This is a genomic window from Microvirga tunisiensis, assembly GCF_009296175.1.
GTDB classification, from domain to species: domain Bacteria; phylum Pseudomonadota; class Alphaproteobacteria; order Rhizobiales; family Beijerinckiaceae; genus Microvirga; species Microvirga tunisiensis.
The window spans coordinates 1-17,195 of sequence record NZ_VOSK01000138.1 but is presented as its reverse complement, the minus strand read 5'-3'; the positions used below and the strand labels follow the sequence as shown (position 1 = coordinate 17,195).

Below are 17,195 nucleotides of genomic sequence, written 5' to 3'. Positions count from 1 at the left end.
TCGAGGCCCAGGTGATGAAGGTCGGCATGGTGGCCGAGGCCACCTGTGCCTCGAAGCCCTGGACGGTGATCCCGATGGTCGTGACGGGCGTGCAGGACTTTATCGCCGCCGGCCAGATCCGCAGCGGGGAGCAGCTGATCGATGCGCAGCAGGTGACGCGGCCGGGGACCATTCTCGTGTTTCTCGAGCCGCTCTATGAGGGCGGGCTCGAGGGCGTGACGCCCGGCAGCTCCTGCATCGCCAACGCCTATACCAGCAACCACGACCTGATCGCTTCAGGCCAGGTCGGCGCCACAAAGGGGCTGGTTCTCCATGCGGTGGATGCGGTCGGGCTCGTGCACGCGATGATCCTGCGGATCCAGGCGCTGGTGCTGCCGATCCAGACCCTCGTCTTCAGCGGACATTGACGCGACCTGACGGGCCGCCCTTCGTCGACCTGTAGCCGCTGGTGTTGCACAAATGCCTCTTATCCACATTTATCGAACCAGCCCCTCTCGCGTTAACCTCCTTGCAAGGTGATGCTGGCGGCGGGGCGGCGCGATGTCTAAGAATGATTCAACCGAACTCGCGCCGCCCCTCAAAGGGGCCTGGATCATGAACGAAAACGACGTCCCTCTCGACGAGCTGCCCGAACTCAGCGCCCTCAAGCAGGCGGCCCTGAGCTATGTGACCGAGGCCTTCGCCGAGGCCGAGCTCGACGGGCTCGACGGCGATTGCATGGCCCAGGCCGCCCTCTTCGCGGCCTTCACCGAACTCGTCGCCACCTATGGCGAGGATGCCGTTGCGGAATATGCGGCCACCCTGCCGGACAAGATCCGCACGGGTGCGTTTTCGATGGCGATGTCGCTGAAGCATTGAGGCATTCGCGAAAGGCCACCTCATCTTGAAGAGCGTCGATAGCCGTCTCGGTGGGTGCTCCGATGAGCGATGAAAGTGTCTCACTTTCCCTGCCGCTTCTTGCAGCAGGGATTGTCGAAAAGCTATCGCTTGCGTCATAAGTCCGCGAGTACATCCGACGAGTTTGAGACGCAGAATTAATATGAACGCAACCTCGTCCTGAGGAGCGGATGCAGTCCGCGTCTCGAAGGATGGTTCAGAGTGCACTGGAGACGCCTCGTCCTTCGAGACGGACCTATGGCCCTCCTCAGGATGAGGCTGTGATGGCGCGAGTTGCCCCTTAGGAGCAGAGGCTAGCTCTTACCTGCCCGCCGTCTCCTCGAACCGCACCACCTCACCCTGTGACGAAGCCTCCAGCGAACCGTCCCATATCACCACGTTGCCGCGCACGATCGTGCCGATGGGCCAGCCGGTGACCTTCTTGCCGTCGTACGGCGTCCACTGAGATTTCGAGGCGATCCAGTCGTTGGTGATCGTCTCGGTGCGCTTCAGATCGACCACCGTGAAATCGGCATCGTAGCCCACGGCGATGCGGCCTTTGTTCGCGATGCCGAAGAGGCGCTTGGGGCCGGCGCTCGTGAGATCGACGAAGCGCTCCAGCGTGAGCCGGCTTGCATTCACGTGATCGAGCATCACGGGCACGAGGGTCTGCACGCCGGTCATGCCGGACGGCGTATTGGGATAGGTCTTGTCCTTCTCCTCGCGCGTATGCGGCGCGTGGTCGGAACCGAGAACGTCGGCGATGCCCTCGTCGAGACCCTGCCAGAGAGCGGCGCGATGCAGTTCGTCGCGCACGGGCGGGTTCATCTGGATGTAGGTGCCGAGGCGCTCGTAATCCTCCGGACCCACCAGCGTCAGATGATGCGGCGTGACCTCCACCGTCACGAGATCCTTGTGATCCTTGAGAAGCGCCATCTCCTCGGCGGTCGTGATGTGCAGCACATGGATGCGCGCGCCCGTCTCCCGGGCGATGCGCACGAGGCGCTGCGTGCACGCGAGCGCCACTTCCGCCGAGCGCCAGACCGGATGCGAGCGCGGATCGCCCTCGACGCGCAGATTTCTGCGCTCGCGCAGCATCGCCTCGTCCTCGGAATGGAACGCGGCGCGGCGGCGGGTGCGGCGCAGGATGTTGGCGATGCCCTCGTCGTCCTCCACGAGGAGCGAGCCGGTGGACGAGCCCATGAACACCTTGATGCCGGCGGCGCCCGGCAGGCGCTCCAGTTCCGGCACGTCGTTCGCATTCTCATGCGTGCCGCCGACCCAGAAGGCGAAGTCGCAATGCATGCGGTGATGGCCGCGCCGCACCTTGTCGGCGAGCGCCTCGGGCGTCGTGGTCTGCGGATCGGTGTTGGGCATCTCGAACACGGCCGTGACGCCGCCCATGACGGCCGCGCGGGAGCCCGTTTCGAGATCCTCCTTGTGGTCGAGGCCGGGCTCGCGGAAATGCACCTGGGTGTCGATGACGCCCGGCAGGATGTGCAGGCCCCGGCACTCGATCTCCCGTGCGGCGGAGGCCTGGGACAGATCGCCGATGGCGGCGATCCGGCCGCCACGCACGCCGATGTCGCGCTCCACGCGTCCGTCGTGATTCACGACGATGCCGCCTTTGAGGATCAGGTCGAAGGTCTGGGGCATGGCAATCCTATCCCTTGAGGCCGCCGCGGATCGGGCATATGTCACGCTTGTATCAGGAAAGGGGAGCGGGCACATGCCGTCAGTCCATCTGGCCGACCGGGGCGTGGTAAGGGTTTCGGGCGAGGACGCCAAGAGTTTTCTCGACAACCTCATCACCTGCGACCTGGACCGTGTGTCCGCGCACACCGCGCGCCTCGGCGCCCTGCTGACGCCGCAGGGCAAGATCCTGTTCGACTTCATCGTCTTCCAGGCTCCGCAGGAGATCGGCGGGGCCTATTATCTCGACGTTCTCAAGGTCTTTGCCCCCGATCTCGCAAAGCGGCTCGGCTTCTACAAGCTGCGGGCGAAGGTGGCGGTCGAGGACCTGTCCGAGTCCCTCGCCATCGTGGCAGGCTGGGACGCGGCGAGACCGGACGACGAGGCGGGTCTCGTGGTCGAGGACCCGCGCCTGCCGGCTCTCGGGTGGCGCGCCCTCGTGGCGGCCCAGGACGCAGCGGAGTTCGGCAAGGATCCGGCCGAGGCCTACCACGCCCATCGAATCGCGCTTGGCGTACCGGAGGGCGGCCGCGATTTCCTGTTCGGCGATGCCTTCCCGCACGAGGCCCTGATGGACCAGCTCAAGGGGGTCGATTTCGACAAGGGCTGCTATGTCGGCCAGGAGGTCGTCTCGCGCATGCAGCACCGGGGCACCGCCCGGACGCGGATCGTGCCCGCCCTCTACGAAGGCGGGTTCGCGGCGGATGTCGGCGTCGAGGTGACGGCTGGGGAAAAGGCCCTGGGCACGACCGGGACCGGCGCCCAAGGCAGAGGGCTCCTGATGATCCGCCTCGACCGGGCGGCCGACGCGCTCAGGGCCGGCGAGGTGATCCGGGCCGGAGGCATTCCGGTGAGGCTCGAGAAGCCCTCCTGGATCGGTTTTCCGTTTCCCGGAGAAGCGGAGCTCCCGTCTTAAGTTCTAACCGGGCTTGAGGAACCTTGGAAACCCGGTCGGTGTTATAATCCACTGGGCCGGATTATATGCCGAAGAAACGCACAGACGGTCCGGCTGGGGAATTTTTGGATGAATGTAGTGCCTAGGGAAACGACATCATCGCAGGATGGACGCTTCCAGCTCCTCGTCGATGCGGTCACCGATTATGCCATCTACATGCTCGACCCGACCGGCGTCGTGGTCAGCTGGAATGCAGGAGCTCAGCGTTTCAAGGGCTACACCGAGAGCGAGATCCTCGGACGCCACTTCTCGCAGTTCTACACCGATGAGGATCTTGCGACGGAACTGCCACGGCGAGCGCTGGAAACGGCGGCGCGCGAAGGCAAGTTCGAGGCCGAGGGCTGGCGCGTCCGTAAGGACGGCACGCACTTCTGGGCGCATGTCGTCATCGACCCCATTCGCGACGCTCGGGGCAACTTGCTTGGCTATGCCAAGATCACCCGGGACCTCACCGAGAGAAAGAAGACCCAGGAGGCCCTCAGAGAGAGCGAAGAGCGCTTTCGCCTGCTGGTGCAGGGCGTGACGGACTACGCCATCTACATGCTCGATCCGCAAGGCCATGTGACGAACTGGAATGCCGGGGCGCAGCGCATCAAGGGCTACACCGAGAGCGAGATCCTCGGGTGCCACTTCTCGCAGTTCTACACCGATGAGGATCTTGCGACGGAACTGCCACGGCGAGCGCTGGAAACGGCAGCGCGCGAGGGAAAGTTCGAGGCCGAGGGCTGGCGCCTGCGCAAGGACGGCACACAGTTCTGGGCGAGCGTCGTCATCGATCCGATCCGCAACGATCGGGGCGAGTTGATCGGCTTTGCCAAGATCACACGCGACATCACCGAACGCCGGCATGCGCAGGAGGCGCTCGAACACGCGCAGGCCGCGCTCTTTCAGGCGCAGAAGATGGAAGCGGTCGGACAGCTTACGGGCGGCGTCGCGCACGATTTCAACAATCTCCTGACGATCATCGTCAACAACTTGGACCTGTTGACGCGCAATGCGCGCGAACCCCGAGACGTCAAGCTGATCGAAAGCGCGCAACGCGCGGCCGAGCGTGGCGCGAAGCTGACGCAGCAGCTCCTCGCCTTCTCGCGCCGCCAGCCCCTGCAGCCCGATACGCATAATCCGAACACGCTCATTGAAGGCTTCGAATCGGTTCTGCGCCGGGCCTGCGGCGAGATGATCAGGCTGCAGCTTTCGCTTGCGCCGCGGATCCGGTGGGTTTCGGTCGACGCGCCGCAATTCGAATCGGCCCTGCTCAATCTGATCGTCAATGCGCGCGACGCGATGCCGAATGGCGGCTCCCTCAAGATCATGACGGGAAACGTCACCTTGAGCGAAATGGATTCCACCTCATCCGATCTGCCGCCAGGCCAGTATGCCTCGATCGCGGTGCAGGATACGGGCACCGGCATGACGCCGGAAATCGTCAACCGGGTCTTCGAGCCCTTCTTCACCACCAAGGAGATCGGCAAGGGCACGGGTTTGGGCTTGAGCCAGGTCTACGGTTTCGTGACCCAGTCAGGCGGGCATATCAAGGTCGACAGCACCCCTGGTCAGGGGACCAGGGTCACCATGCTGCTGCCGGCCCAGGAGACCGGAATCGAGACGTCCGAGGAGGAAGACGAGACGGAGCGTCCCGCCCGGGACAGCGCCGGGACCGTACTGATCGTTGAGGACGAACCTGCCGTTCTGGAGGTCGCGAGCGACATCTTCGACAGCCTCGGCTATGACGTCGTGACGGCGACCGATGCCAACGAGGCGATCAAGGTCCTCGATGGTAATCTTTCCATCGATGTCCTGTTCAGCGACGTGATCATGCCCAACGGCATGAACGGAGTGGAGTTGTCCCGGAAAGCCCGCGAGATGCGGCCCGATCTCAAGATCCTGCTCGCCTCGGGCTACCCCATGTCGGCTCTCCCCTCCGAGGGCCTGGGCGCAGGGGTCTCTTTCATCAGCAAGCCCTATCGCTGGACGGAACTGGCCGAGAAGCTGCGGGGTCTCCGAACCGGAGCCTGACAAGCCATCGCCTCACGTGATGCAGAGCATCGGGATTTTTGATTGGTCCGGGCCTTCGTGAATCGCTAGCATTCCCGTCCTGTTACGCCGGGAATGCCATGTACCAGCCGCCGCACTTTCGCGAGGACGACCTCGCGGTTCAACATGCCCTCATCAAGGCCCATCCGCTCGGGCTGCTGGTGACGTTCGGCAGTGACGGTCTCGAGGCCAATCCCATCCCCTTCGTGCTGGAGGCCTCCGCCTCGTCCTTGGGAACCCTCAAGGCCCATCTCTCCCGTGCCAATCCCCAATGGCGGAATTTCGACCCCGCGCAGGAAGCTCTCGTGGTCTTCCAGGGGCCTGAGACCTACATCACGCCGTCCTGGTACGCGGCGAAGCGCGAGCATGGCAAGGTCGTACCGACCTGGAACTACGCCATCGTCCAGGCCCGCGGCCGCCTGACGATCAGGGACGATCCGGACTGGCTGCGGCAGCAGATCACCGCCATGACGGAGATGCAGGAAGGTCCGCGACCGGAGCCCTGGAATGTGAGCGATGCGCCCGCGCCCTTCGTTGCCGCGCAGCTCAAGGGCATCGTGGGCATCGAGATCGAGATCACACGGATCGAAGGCAAGTGGAAGGTGAGCCAGAACCGCCCCGAGGCCGACCGGCTCGGCGTGTCGGCAGGCCTGCGTCTCTCCCAGGACGACGCTTCGCACCAGATGGCGGAACTGGTCGATGCGCGCGGAGCCCTGCCCCGTGAATGATGGGAATTGCCCCAGGATCGAGCCCTGCACCCTCCAGTCGCTGGAGGAATGGGCCGCCCTGCGCCACGCCCTCTGGCCGGAGGCTCCGGTGCAGGAGCATCGCTCCGAAGCGCAGGCCATGCTCTGGGAGCAGAAGAAGGCCGCCGCCTTCCTGGTCCGCCTGCCCGACGGCACGGCAGCCGGTTTCGCAGAAGCCGCCTTGCGCCATGACTACGTGAACGGCTGCAGCACGTCCCCGGTGGCGTTCCTCGAAGGGATCTATGTGGAGCCGGAGCACCGCAACCGGGGGCTCGCGCGCCTGCTGTGCCGGGCTGTCGAGACTTGGGCGAGACGCCTCGGCTGCAGCGAATTCGCGTCCGACGTCCTCCTCGAGAACACCGCTTCGCAGGGCATGCACAAGGCCCTGGGCTTCAAGGAAACCGAGCGGGTCGTCTATTACCGGAAGCCGCTGTCATCCTCTTGACCAGTGCTTAAAGTCTGGCCGGCAGGAGGAAGAAGGAACTCACCAGATTTTCGTGGATAGCCTCTGCACGTCATGGCCGGGCTTGTCCCGGCCATCCCGATCCCGTGAAGCAGGACGCCTCACCCAATCGGGATCACCGGCACAAGGCCGGTGATGACGAAGGATTTGAGTGCCCGGTCGGACGCCACGATGAAGGGAAGAATTTATGCGCCGGACAGTCGGGCCTGTATCTTCCGGTTTCCCTGCAGGCCCGCTACACACATCCCATGACCGACGGATTGATCCTTCATCCCGACCACAAGACCCGCTGCTGGTGGCCCGGCATCGACCCCTTTTATGTCGACTATCACGACAAGGAATGGGGCGTGCCGGAATTCGACGACCGCGCCCTGTTCGAAAAGCTCATTCTCGACGGCTTTCAGGCGGGCCTCTCCTGGATCACGATCCTGCGCAAGCGCGAGAACTTCCGCCGCGCCTTCGCCGGGTTCGAACCCGCGGTGATCGCCCGTTTCGATCAGGCGCAGGTCGAGGCGCTGATGCTCGACACCGGCATCGTGCGCAATCGCGCCAAGATCGAGGCGACGATCGCCGGTGCCCGCGCCTGGCTCGTGATTCAGGAGCGCGGCGGCTTCTCGCGGTTCCTGTGGGACTTCGTCGACGGACGGCCGGTCCAGACCGATGCGAAGACCCGCAAGGACGTGCCGACGGAAACGGAGGTTTCCCGCAGGATCTCGAAGGCGCTGAAGGCCGAGGGCTTCAACTTCGTCGGCCCCACCATCGTCTATGCCTTCATGCAGGCGGTCGGCATGACGAACGACCACCTCACCGGCTGCTACCGCCACGCGGAATGCAGGGCACTCGCCGAGAATCGCTGATGCCAAAGGAACCCCGCGTCTGGCAGCGGATGCTCTCCGGCCGCCGCCTCAATCTGCTCGATCCCTCGCCGCTCGACGTCGAACTCGACGACATCGCTCACGGGTTGGCCCGCGTCGCCCGCTGGAATGGCCAGACGGTGGGCGGGCACATCTTCTCCGTGGCGCAGCACAGCCTGCTCGTGGAGGCGATCGCGAGCCACATCGATCCGGACATGTCGCCGGACTGGCGTCTCGCAGTGCTGCTGCACGATGCGCCGGAATACGTGATCGGCGACATCATCTCGCCCTTCAAGGCCGTGATCGGCGATGCCTACAAGTCCATCGAATCGGGCCTGCTCGGGGCCATCCATTTGCATTTCGGCCTGCCAGCCCAGCCAGCCGCAGCGCTCAAGCGCTTCATCAAGCAGGCGGACCGTCAGGCGGCCTTTCTGGAGGCGACCCATCTCGCCGGCTTCGGCCGCGAGGAGGCGATCAAGTTCTTCGGACGGCCCGAGCCCCTGCCCCGGACGGTCCTCACCCTTCTCGAACCCTGGCCCGTGGCGGAAGCCGAGGACCGCTACCGGGAGAAGGTGACGGCGGCGCTCGCACGCTGAAAATTTAAAACACTGACCTCATCCTGAGGAGCCGCGCAGCGGCGTCTCGAAGGAGGCTTCAGTGCGTGCTGGAATCTCCCTCGAGACGGATTGCCGGTGCAATCCTCCTCAGGATGAGGTTGGAGTGACTTGGCAAGGGCATGTTGTCGAACCGAATCGTGTAAGACGATCCGGCCGTAATGAGATCCAACCCATGCCGACCCTGCATGTCTGTCCCCTCTCCCGCCTGCACGAGACCGTGGCCGAGACACGCGCGAGCCATGTGGTGAGCCTCATGGGAGCTGGCGCCGAGGTTCAGCGCCCCGCGACGATCGCGGCCGAGCGCCACCTCTTCGTCGGCGTCAGCGATATCGTGGAGCCTCTGGAAGGCTATGTCCTGCCGGCCACGGAGCATGTCGAGCAACTTCTCGCCTTCGTGCGAGCCTGGGGCCGGGAAAGCCCTCTCGTCCTCCATTGCTGGGCCGGAATCAGCCGGTCCACCGCCGCCGCCTACATTGCCGCCTGCGCCCTGGCGCCGGACCATGACGAAGCGACAATTGCCTGGGCCCTGCGGCAAGCCTCTCCCAGCGCGACCCCGAACGCCCGCTTCATCGCCCTCGCGGACGACATCCTGAACAGGCGCGGTCGCATGGTGGACGCGATCCGTGCCATCGGCCGGGGAGCCGAGGCTATGGAGGGCACGCCCTTCATGTTACAGCTTAACGGCTGCTAGCCGATTCCCTTGGGAACGGCGACGGCCGACCCATCATCCGGGGCTCTCACTTGGACATGATCCTGCTCGCCTTGCTGGTCATCAGCATCCCGGTCTGCGCCATTGCGGGTCTGGTTCTCGGCCTGTCGGCGCGCGGCAAGCTCGACATCCTGCATCGGCGCGTTGCGGTCCTCGAAGGCGAGTTGCGCGCGATCAGGGCTCCCGGCGGCGAGCCGGCGCCATCGGCGGACCGTGCCCCCCTCCCGGATGCGGCCACCGAGCAGCCCGCTGAACCGGCGCCGGAGCCTGCAGCGCCTCCCGAGCCCGGTCGGGCGACGGCGCCTGTCCCTGCCATCCCGGTCGCGGCGGCGCAGCCGGCCGCAAAGACGCGGGACTTCGAGGAGAAACTCGGCTCCCGTTGGGCCGTCTGGGTCGGCGGGGTCGCGCTGGCGCTCGGCGGGATCTTTCTCGTGCGCTATTCCATCGAGCAGAATCTGCTCAGCCCCGGGACCCGCATCGCCCTGGGCGGGCTTTTCGCGCTTATTCTGATCGGCGCGGGCGAATGGCTGCGCCGCCGCGAGCACCGTGTCAGCCTGCCGGGCATTCCGGGCGCGAACGTGCCGGCCATTCTCACGGCGGCGGGCACCTGCACGGCCTTTGCCCTTTACGGCCTGATCGGCCCCGGCGCGACCTTCGTGCTTCTGGGCCTCGTCGCCGTCCTGACCATGATCGCGGCGACGCTGCACGGCCCCATTCTCGCGGCCCTCGGGCTGCTCGGCGCGATCGGCAGTCCCCTTCTCGTATCCTCGGACAAGCCTCAGCCCTGGGCTCTCGTGATCTATCTCGCCTTCGTCGTGCTGCCCGCCTATGGCGTCGCGCGTTTGCGCCTCTGGCGCTGGCTTGCGCTCGCCGCGCCCATCGGGGTGCTGGCCTGGACGTTCCTCATCTTCATCATGGACGACGCCGATGCCTTGCCGGCCATGGTGCATCTCGTGGTTCAGACCGGCCTTGCCGTCGTCTTCCTGGTGGTCGTCCCCTACCGGGACGTTCCGGATGCGCAGGCCCGCATCGATTGGCCCGCCAGCGGCATTCTCCTTGCCTTTGCGCTTGCCGGCATCGCCATCTCCAGCTCGGTCATTGCCGGGGACGGCCGCCCGGTCTTCGTCGCCGCTACCGTGCTCGTCCTCCTCGCGACGGGAATCCGCTTCCCGCCGGCCGCTCCGGCTTCCGCCTGGGCGGCCCTGACCGTCGCCGGCGTCCTTCTCGTCTGGCCCATCGCGGCCGAGATCGGCGGCACGCCCGAAAACCTCTTCTATCAAAGCGGCGATGCCTTCGCCGTGCGGCCCCATGCCATCGAGACCTATCTCGCGCTCGCCCTTCTGGCTCCAGCCGCCATCGCGGGCGCCTGCCTGCTCAGGGCGGTGCGGTCGCCCCATCTGAACGTGTCCCTGGCGGCCTGGTACGCGGGAACGGCCGCAATCGGCCCGCTCCTCGCGCTCATCGCCGCCTATTGGCGGGTTGCGGAATTCGAGCGGAGCCTGCCTTTCGCCCTGGTGGCGGGCGGGCTCGCCCTGGCCTTCATCGCGACCGCCAGCTGGCTGAGCCGCCACGCCTCCGGGCCAGCGGTCCCGATCCGCCTGACGCTCGGCGCGACCGCCTCGGCGGCCCTCGCCGCCCTGGCGCTGGGCCTGACCTTCGCCCTCGACAAGGGCATGCTCACCGTCGCCTTCGCCCTGACGGCCCTGGGCACGGCCTGGGTGGCGGACAGGATCGCCATTCCGGCTCTGCGCTACGCAGTCGGCGCCATCGGTGTGATCATCCTAGGGCGGCTGATCTGGGACCCGACCATCGTGGGCGGCGATCCTGGTCCGATCCTGGTCAACTGGCTCCTCTGGGGCTACGGCGTTCCGGCCCTGGCCTTCCTCGCCGCCGCCCGCCTGCTCCAGCGAACCGGCCGCGACTGGACCGTGCGGCTGGCGGAGAGCCTCGGAATCGCGTTCGCGGCCTTCCTGGTCTTCTTCGAAACCCGCCACGCGCTCCGCGCCGGGGATCCGCTGGCGGCGACCACCGATCTTCTGGAGATCGGGCTGGTTGCGACAGAAAGCCTCGTCTTCGCGATCGTCCTCACGCGCCTGGATATCCGGCAATCCGACCCGGTCTATCGCTGGGGCTCGCTGATCTTCAAGATCCTGTCCCTCGTCCTCTGCGCAGGCGGGCTCCTTCTCGTGGCCAACCCCCTTCTGACGGAAGTCGAGATACCGGGCGGGCCGCTCTTCAATGCCTTGATCCCGGCTTATCTGCTGCCCTCCGTCCTGGCCGCCGCACTGGCCCTTCTGGAGCGGCGCGCCCGGCCACGCCTCTACAGCCTGTCCTCGGCGACTTTAAGCCTGCTCCTGTTCTCGGCCTATATCGGGCTGGCGATCAGGCGGATCGCCGCGGGTCCTCAGCTGGCGCTCTGGCAGGGATTCACCCAAGGCGAGCAATGGAGCTATTCCCTGGCCCTGCTCCTCATCGGCATCCTCCTGCTCGGCCTCGGGCTCGCCTTCAACAACCGCCCCGCCCGCCTCGTCTCGGCGATCTATCTCGTGCTGGCCGTCGCGAAGGTCTTCATCGTCGACCTCGCCAATCTGGAGGGCGTCATGCGGGCTCTGTCATTTATCGGGCTCGGGCTTGTTCTCATCGGCATCGGTCTCGTCTATCAGAGACTCCTCGCACGCCGACCAAGCGATGCCGCAATTCCATCGTGAGATTGCGCAAGAACAGACATTTGACGGATAACCGCATGACCGACACCGCTTCCCTCAAGACCCTCCCCTTCGAAAAGGCCCTGGCCGAGCTGGAGGATATCGTTCGCCGCCTCGAGCGCGGCGATGTGCCTCTGGAGGACTCGATCGCGATCTATGAGCGCGGCGAGGCCCTGAAGAAGCATTGCGAGCAGCTCCTCAAGAAAGCCGAGGCCCGCATCGAAAAAATCACCATCGGTCCCGACGGCGCGGCCTCCGGCACGACTCCGCTGGATGTCGCGGAGTAGTCAGGCTTTGCGGGGAATGCCCGAGTGTCGCGTTTGACCCCGGCCCTGCGCGACCTTATCTCCTTGAGATGGCCTCCGGCTGAAGCTTGGCGAGTATAACGTTGTCCACACCTCTCCTCGACACCATCAAGTCCCCGGACGATCTGCGTCAATTGCCCGAAAACCAGCTCCGGCAGGTGGCGGACGAGGTGCGGACCGAGACGATCAGCGCCGTGTCCGTCACCGGCGGACATCTCGGCGCGGGCCTGGGCGTGGTCGAGCTGACGGTGGCGCTGCACTATGTGTTCGATACCCCTCGCGACCGGCTGATCTGGGACGTGGGCCACCAGGCCTATCCGCACAAGATCCTCACCGGCCGCCGGGATCGAATCCGGACCCTGCGCCAGGCCGACGGGCTGTCGGGCTTCACCAAGCGCCAGGAGAGCGAATACGACCCCTTCGGCGCGGCCCATTCCTCCACGTCGATCTCGGCCGGCCTCGGCATGGCCGTGGCGCGGGATCTCGACGGCAAGCGCAACAACGTGATCGCCGTGATCGGCGACGGGGCCATGTCGGCCGGCATGGCCTACGAGGCCATGAACAATGCGGGCGCCATGCATTCGCGCCTCATCGTCATCCTCAACGACAACGACATGTCGATCGCGCCGCCGACCGGCGCCATGTCGTCCTATCTCGCCCGCCTCGTCTCCGGCGGCACCTATCGCGGCATCCGCGAGACGGCCAAGCAGCTGGCGAAGAAGCTGCCGAAATTCATCTACGAGAAGGCCCAGCGCGCCGAGGAATTCGCCCGCGGCTTCTGGACCGGCGGCACGATGTTCGAGGAGCTCGGCTTCTACTACGTCGGTCCCATCGACGGGCACAATCTCGACCACCTGCTGCCGATCCTGAAGAACGTCCGCGACACCGAGACCGGTCCGGTCCTCGTCCACGTGGTGACCAAGAAGGGCAAGGGCTACGCGCCCGCGGAGGCGGCAGCCGACAAGTACCACGGCGTCGTCACCTTCGACGTGGTCACGGGCGCTCAGACGAAGGCCAAAGCCAACGCCCCCTCCTACACCAAGGTGTTCGGTGAGAGCCTGATCAAGGAAGCACGCCAGGACGACAAGATCGTCGCCGTCACGGCCGCCATGCCATCGGGAACGGGCATCGACCTCTTCGGCAAGGAATTCCCCACCCGTACCTTCGACGTGGGCATCGCCGAGCAGCACGCGGTGACCTTCGCCGCCGGCATGGCGACGGAAGGCTACAAGCCGTTCTGCGCCATCTATTCCACCTTCCTGCAACGCGCCTACGACCAGGTGGTGCACGACGTGGCGATCCAGAACCTGCCCGTGCGCTTCGCCCTCGACCGCGCCGGCCTCGTCGGCGCCGATGGCCCGACCCATGCCGGTTCCTTCGACGTCGCCTATCTTGGCTGCCTGCCGAACATGGTGGTCATGGCCGCCGCCGACGAAGCGGAGCTGGTCCATATGGTGGCGACCGCGGCAGCCTACGATTCAGGCCCTATCGCCTTCCGCTACCCACGCGGCGAGGGCGTGGGCGTCGACATGCCCGAAAAGGGCATCCCGCTTGCCATCGGCAAGGGCCGGATCGTCAAGCAGGGCAGCCGCATCGCGATCCTGTCGCTCGGCACCCGCCTCTCCGAAGCCCTGACGGCAGCGGAGGAGCTGGAAGCCCGCGGCCTGTCCACCACCGTGGCGGATGCCCGCTTCGCCAAGCCGCTCGATGAGGACTTGATCCTGCGGCTTGCCCGCGATCATGAGGTTCTCGTGACCGTCGAGGAAGGCTCCATCGGCGGATTCGGGTCCTACGTGCTGCAGCTTCTCGCCGACAAGGGCGCGCTCGACCGTGGCAGCCTTAAGGTGCGCTCCATGATCCTGCCCGACATCTACCAGGACCACGACAAGCCCGAGCGCATGTATGCCAAGGCCGGGCTCGATTCGGCGGGCATCGTGACCAAGGTGTTCGAGGCTCTCGGACAGGAAGAGGCCCGCAAGGCGCGGGCTTGAGCGCCCACCCGTCATAGCCGGGCTTGTCCCGGCGATCCTCGTCGTTCCGCCACTCTCCCGTCCTCATCCTGAGGAGGTCGCGACGCGACCGTCTCGGAGGATCCAGTGTGCACTGGAGACGCCCTCTCCTTCGAGACGCAGACTTCATCTGCTCCTCAGGATGAGGCTCAAGTGATGGGACTACGACATCTCACTAAATCGTCAGCGTTCCCGCCTTGGCGGCGGCATAGCGCTGGCCGATCCTGTTCCAGTCGAGCACGTTCCACCAGGCCTTGAGATAATCCGGCCGGCGGTTCTGGTATTTCAGGTAATAGGCGTGCTCCCACACGTCGTTGCCCATCAGGACCCGCTGCCCGTCCATCAGGGGCGTATCCTGGTTGGGCCTCGATACGAGGGCGAGCTTGCCGTCGCGGGAAACCGTGACGAAGACCCAGCCGGCGCCGAACTGCCTCTCGCCCGCCGTGTTGAAATCGGCCTGGAATTTCTGGAATCCGCCGAGATCCCGGTCGATGGCAGCCTTCAGATCGCCCGAGGGCTCGCCGCCCGACCCGCCCATGATCTGCCAGAACATGGTGTGGTTGGCGTGCCCCCCGCCATTGTTGCGGATCGCCGGACGAATCGATTCAGGGACTTTGCTCAGATTCGCCAGCATGTCCTGGAGCGGCATCTTGGCCGCCTCGGCGTTCTGGCTCAGGGCCGTGTTGAGATTGTTGACATAGGCCGCATGGTGCTTGCCATGGTGGATCTCCATGGTCTGAGCGTCGATATGCGGCTCGTTCTTGGAAGGCGCATAGGGCAAGGGATCGAGCTTGAACGGCCCCGTCGGGGCTTGCGCCCAGGCGCGGGGGATGGCAGCGCTGGCGGCCAGCAGGGTTGCACCTGTCAGAAGATGTCGACGGCTGAGCATGGGACCTCCGTTGGCCTGTGGGGATTGTGAACGGAGATATTCTAGGGCGGGACTCGGTTCCGGCCTATGAAAGGATCGTGAACCAGATGGATTCGAGGCCTCGATGACCCGCAAGCGCGCCGATGTGGTTCTCGTCGAGCGCGGCTTCTTCGCAAGCCGCGCCCGGGCGCAGGAGGCCATTGCGGCCGGCCTCGTGACCGTAAACGGCGCCGTCATCCGCAAGGCGTCCGATGCGGTGCCCGAGGAGGCTGTCATCACGGCCGAGCAGCCGCACCCTTATGTGTCCCGCGGCGGCGTGAAGCTGGCAGCGGCGCTCGATGCATTCCATATCGATCCGAAGGACAAGATCTGCCTCGATGTCGGCGCCTCCACGGGCGGCTTCACGGAAGTGCTCCTGACGCGCGGCGCGACCCATGTCTATGCGGTGGACGTGGGGCACAGTCAGCTGCATCCGACCATCGTCGGCAATGCGCGAGTGACGAATCTCGAAGGCACGGATGCCCGCTCGCTGAACCCCGATCTCATCCCGCGAGCAGCCGATCTCCTCGTCTCAGATGTGAGCTTCATTTCACTCAAATTCGTCCTACCTCCCGCCATCGCCGTGCTGAAGCCCCGCGCGGAACTTGCCGTTCTCGTGAAGCCGCAATTCGAGGCCGGCCGCGATCACGTCAAGAAAGGCATCGTGCGCGACGAGGCCATGCACCGCGCCGTGTGCGAGAACCTGACGGCTTTCGTCGCCTCGCTCGGCTTCACCATCATCGGGCTCGTCCCCTCGCCCATCGAGGGCGGGGACGGCAATCGTGAATTTTTATTGGGAGCCCGCCGTGGCTGAACAGGTAACGATCAAGCGCCTCGGCGCAAAGGGCGACGGAATCGCGGAGGGCGGCTCGGGACCCGTCTTCGTCCCGAAGGTGCTGCCGGGCGAGACCGTGACCATCGAGCGCGACGGATCGCATGCGCGCCTCGTCAGCGTCGATGTGGCCTCGCCCGAGCGCGAGACGCCGTTCTGCCCCTATTTCGATGAATGCGGCGGCTGCGCGACGCAGCACATGAAGCACGGCTTCTATCAGGCATGGAAGCACGACACGCTCGTCCATACCCTGAGGCAGGCGCGGATCGAGGCGCCTATCGAGCCGCTCATCGACGCCCACGGCGACGGGCGTCGGCGCGTCACGCTGCATGTGCGCTTTCCCGACCGCGCCATGCATGTGGGCTTCATGGCCCCGCGCAGCCACCAGATCGTCGAGATCGCCTTCTGCCCCATCGCGGAACCCGGCCTGAAGGAGCAGGCCCCCGCCATCGCGCGCGCCGTCGGCGAACATCTGAAGGGGCCGCGCAAGCCGCTCGACATCCAGATTACCGCAACGCAGACCGGCTTCGACGTAGATGTGCGCGGGTACGGTCCCCTGAAGGATCCGGACCGTCTTCGGCTCATCGATCTTGCTGCCAACCTCGATCTCTCGCGCCTCTCGATCCACGGCGACGTGATCGTGGAACGGCGTCCTCCCGCCGTCGTGATGGGCCGCGCTGCCGTCGTCCCGCCTGCAGGCTCGTTCCTGCAGGCAACGAAGCTCGGAGAGGAAACGCTTGCCGGCTTCGTCACCGAGGCCTGCGCGCGCGCCAAGCGCGTCGCCGATCTCTTTGCCGGCACGGGCCCCTTCTCATTGCGGCTTGCGGAGAAGGCGGACGTGCATGCCGTCGAATTCGACAAAGGTTCGATGGTTGCCCTCGACAAGGCTGTGCGCGCAACGCCTGGATTGCGTCGCGTCACGACCGAGGCGCGCGATCTCTTCCGCCGACCACTGCTGACGCCTGAACTCAACGCTTTCGACGCCGTCGTGCTCGATCCGCCGCGCGTGGGTGCCGAAGCGCAGGTAAAGCAGCTCGCGGTATCGAAAGTCCCGCTCGTCGTCAGCGTCTCCTGCGACGGCGCCACCTTCGCGCGCGATGCGGCCATCCTGATCGGCAGCGGCTATCGTCTCGAGCGCGTGATCCCGGTCGACCAGTTCAAGCACTCGCCGCACCTGGAGGTCGTCGGAATCCTGAGGCGGGACGTGGTGAAGAAGCGGCGGTAATGCCGATATTACATCCACAACATCGCACGTCATCACCGGTCTTGTGCCGGTGATCTCGATAAGGAGGGCATCGCGCTCTTCGGATCGAGATGGCCGGGACAAGCCCGGCCATCTCGGACAATTTTGATGCCGTCTTCTTAGCTCGAGTTTAGCCCATCACACGGCATGGCAGAGTGCGTATACCAAGCATCGCTGAAGCGCCTGTGAGGGTTTTGGCGTTTTGTGCCGGCGCCGGGATGTGAGTAAACCCGTTTCGCGCCAGATAG

15 protein-coding genes and 1 pseudogene are annotated in these 17,195 nt (G+C 65.5%); 14 read left to right on the top strand and 2 right to left on the bottom strand.

All coding sequences use genetic code 11. From position 1 onward, the window contains the following. Together FS320_RS25095 and FS320_RS25090 are read left to right on the top strand one after the other, a co-directional pair. Positions 1 to 407: pseudogene (locus FS320_RS25095) on the top strand (HlyD family secretion protein); the annotation flags it as partial. Positions 408 to 594: 187 nt separating this feature from the next. Next, complete coding sequence (locus tag FS320_RS25090) at positions 595 to 858, top strand: hypothetical protein (protein WP_152714631.1); 264 nt, start codon at positions 595 to 597, stop codon at positions 856 to 858. Positions 859 to 1,197: 339 nt separating this feature from the next. On the opposite strand, the gene FS320_RS25085 is transcribed toward FS320_RS25090, so the two are convergent. After that, a complete protein-coding gene (locus FS320_RS25085) occupies positions 1,198 to 2,532 on the bottom strand; it encodes a dihydroorotase (RefSeq protein ID WP_152714629.1) in 1,335 nt (444 codons plus the stop codon). A 73-nt stretch (positions 2,533 to 2,605) separates the two neighbouring features. Here FS320_RS25085 and ygfZ point away from each other — a divergent pair, with 73 nt between their 5' ends. The 10 genes from ygfZ to dxs all read left to right on the top strand — a co-directional run bounded on the left by ygfZ (position 2,606) and on the right by dxs (position 13,947). Then, the gene (gene ygfZ, locus FS320_RS25080; protein ID WP_152714628.1) at positions 2,606 to 3,484 is read left to right on the top strand and encodes a CAF17-like 4Fe-4S cluster assembly/insertion protein YgfZ; all 879 of its coding nucleotides are present in this window, start codon (positions 2,606 to 2,608) and stop codon (positions 3,482 to 3,484) included. Between the two features lie 108 nt (positions 3,485 to 3,592). Further along, entirely contained in the window at positions 3,593 to 5,539 is a 1,947-nt protein-coding gene (locus FS320_RS25075) for a hybrid sensor histidine kinase/response regulator (protein ID WP_152714627.1), read from the top strand. A 98-nt stretch (positions 5,540 to 5,637) separates the two neighbouring features. After that, entirely contained in the window at positions 5,638 to 6,285 is a 648-nt protein-coding gene (locus FS320_RS25070; RefSeq protein WP_152714626.1) for an FMN-binding negative transcriptional regulator, read from the top strand. Positions 6,286 to 6,301: 16 nt separating this feature from the next. After that, positions 6,302 to 6,748, top strand: coding sequence for an aminoglycoside 6'-N-acetyltransferase (gene aac(6'), locus FS320_RS25065; protein ID WP_420846769.1), 447 nt, complete (start codon positions 6,302 to 6,304; stop codon positions 6,746 to 6,748). A 266-nt stretch (positions 6,749 to 7,014) separates the two neighbouring features. Continuing rightward, a complete protein-coding gene (locus tag FS320_RS25060) occupies positions 7,015 to 7,623 on the top strand; it encodes a DNA-3-methyladenine glycosylase I (RefSeq protein WP_152714630.1) in 609 nt (202 codons plus the stop codon). After that, the gene (locus tag FS320_RS25055) at positions 7,623 to 8,216 is read left to right on the top strand and encodes an HD domain-containing protein (protein ID WP_152714624.1); all 594 of its coding nucleotides are present in this window, start codon (positions 7,623 to 7,625) and stop codon (positions 8,214 to 8,216) included. The genes FS320_RS25060 and FS320_RS25055 overlap by 1 nt, the downstream gene beginning before the upstream one ends. 193 nt (positions 8,217 to 8,409) lie before the next feature. Continuing rightward, positions 8,410 to 8,928 (top strand): tyrosine phosphatase family protein, encoded by a 519-nt coding sequence (locus FS320_RS25050; protein WP_152714623.1) that lies wholly within the window; start codon positions 8,410 to 8,412, stop codon positions 8,926 to 8,928. Positions 8,929 to 8,984: 56 nt separating this feature from the next. After that, positions 8,985 to 11,654: a DUF2339 domain-containing protein gene (locus FS320_RS25045; protein WP_244627355.1), complete on the top strand. Its 2,670-nt coding sequence runs from the start codon at positions 8,985 to 8,987 to the stop codon at positions 11,652 to 11,654. A 35-nt stretch (positions 11,655 to 11,689) separates the two neighbouring features. Continuing rightward, complete coding sequence (locus FS320_RS25040) at positions 11,690 to 11,938, top strand: exodeoxyribonuclease VII small subunit (protein ID WP_152714621.1); 249 nt, start codon at positions 11,690 to 11,692, stop codon at positions 11,936 to 11,938. Between the two features lie 101 nt (positions 11,939 to 12,039). Next, entirely contained in the window at positions 12,040 to 13,947 is a 1,908-nt protein-coding gene (gene dxs, locus FS320_RS25035; protein WP_152714620.1) for a 1-deoxy-D-xylulose-5-phosphate synthase, read from the top strand. 193 nt (positions 13,948 to 14,140) lie between these two features. Here the strand turns inward: dxs and FS320_RS25030 are convergent, their stop codons facing one another. Further along, positions 14,141 to 14,854, bottom strand: coding sequence for a superoxide dismutase (locus tag FS320_RS25030; protein WP_152714619.1), 714 nt, complete (start codon positions 14,852 to 14,854; stop codon positions 14,141 to 14,143). Between the two features lie 103 nt (positions 14,855 to 14,957). On the opposite strand from FS320_RS25030, the gene FS320_RS25025 reads away from it, so the two are divergent. Both FS320_RS25025 and FS320_RS25020 read left to right on the top strand, forming a co-directional pair. Beyond that, positions 14,958 to 15,686 carry a TlyA family RNA methyltransferase gene (locus tag FS320_RS25025; protein WP_152714618.1) on the top strand — a complete coding sequence of 243 codons (729 nt, stop codon included), beginning with the start codon at positions 14,958 to 14,960 and terminating at the stop codon, positions 15,684 to 15,686. Then, complete coding sequence (locus FS320_RS25020) at positions 15,679 to 16,929, top strand: class I SAM-dependent RNA methyltransferase (RefSeq protein WP_162003221.1); 1,251 nt, start codon at positions 15,679 to 15,681, stop codon at positions 16,927 to 16,929. The genes FS320_RS25025 and FS320_RS25020 overlap by 8 nt, the downstream gene beginning before the upstream one ends. The last annotated feature ends 266 nt before the right edge of the window (positions 16,930 to 17,195 follow it).

Coding starts and splice junctions, on each gene's coding strand:
- FS320_RS25090 (WP_152714631.1), top strand. CDS start 595: ATGAACGAAAACGACGTCCCTCTCGACGAGCTGCCCGAACTCAGCGCC.
- FS320_RS25085 (WP_152714629.1), bottom strand. CDS start 2,532: ATGCCCCAGACCTTCGACCTGATCCTCAAAGGCGGCATCGTCGTGAAT.
- ygfZ (WP_152714628.1), top strand. CDS start 2,606: ATGCCGTCAGTCCATCTGGCCGACCGGGGCGTGGTAAGGGTTTCGGGC.
- FS320_RS25075 (WP_152714627.1), top strand. CDS start 3,593: ATGAATGTAGTGCCTAGGGAAACGACATCATCGCAGGATGGACGCTTC.
- FS320_RS25070 (WP_152714626.1), top strand. CDS start 5,638: ATGTACCAGCCGCCGCACTTTCGCGAGGACGACCTCGCGGTTCAACAT.
- FS320_RS25060 (WP_152714630.1), top strand. CDS start 7,015: ATGACCGACGGATTGATCCTTCATCCCGACCACAAGACCCGCTGCTGG.
- FS320_RS25055 (WP_152714624.1), top strand. CDS start 7,623: ATGCCAAAGGAACCCCGCGTCTGGCAGCGGATGCTCTCCGGCCGCCGC.
- FS320_RS25050 (WP_152714623.1), top strand. CDS start 8,410: ATGCCGACCCTGCATGTCTGTCCCCTCTCCCGCCTGCACGAGACCGTG.
- FS320_RS25045 (WP_244627355.1), top strand. CDS start 8,985: ATGATCCTGCTCGCCTTGCTGGTCATCAGCATCCCGGTCTGCGCCATT.
- FS320_RS25040 (WP_152714621.1), top strand. CDS start 11,690: ATGACCGACACCGCTTCCCTCAAGACCCTCCCCTTCGAAAAGGCCCTG.
- FS320_RS25030 (WP_152714619.1), bottom strand. CDS start 14,854: ATGCTCAGCCGTCGACATCTTCTGACAGGTGCAACCCTGCTGGCCGCC.
- FS320_RS25025 (WP_152714618.1), top strand. CDS start 14,958: ATGACCCGCAAGCGCGCCGATGTGGTTCTCGTCGAGCGCGGCTTCTTC.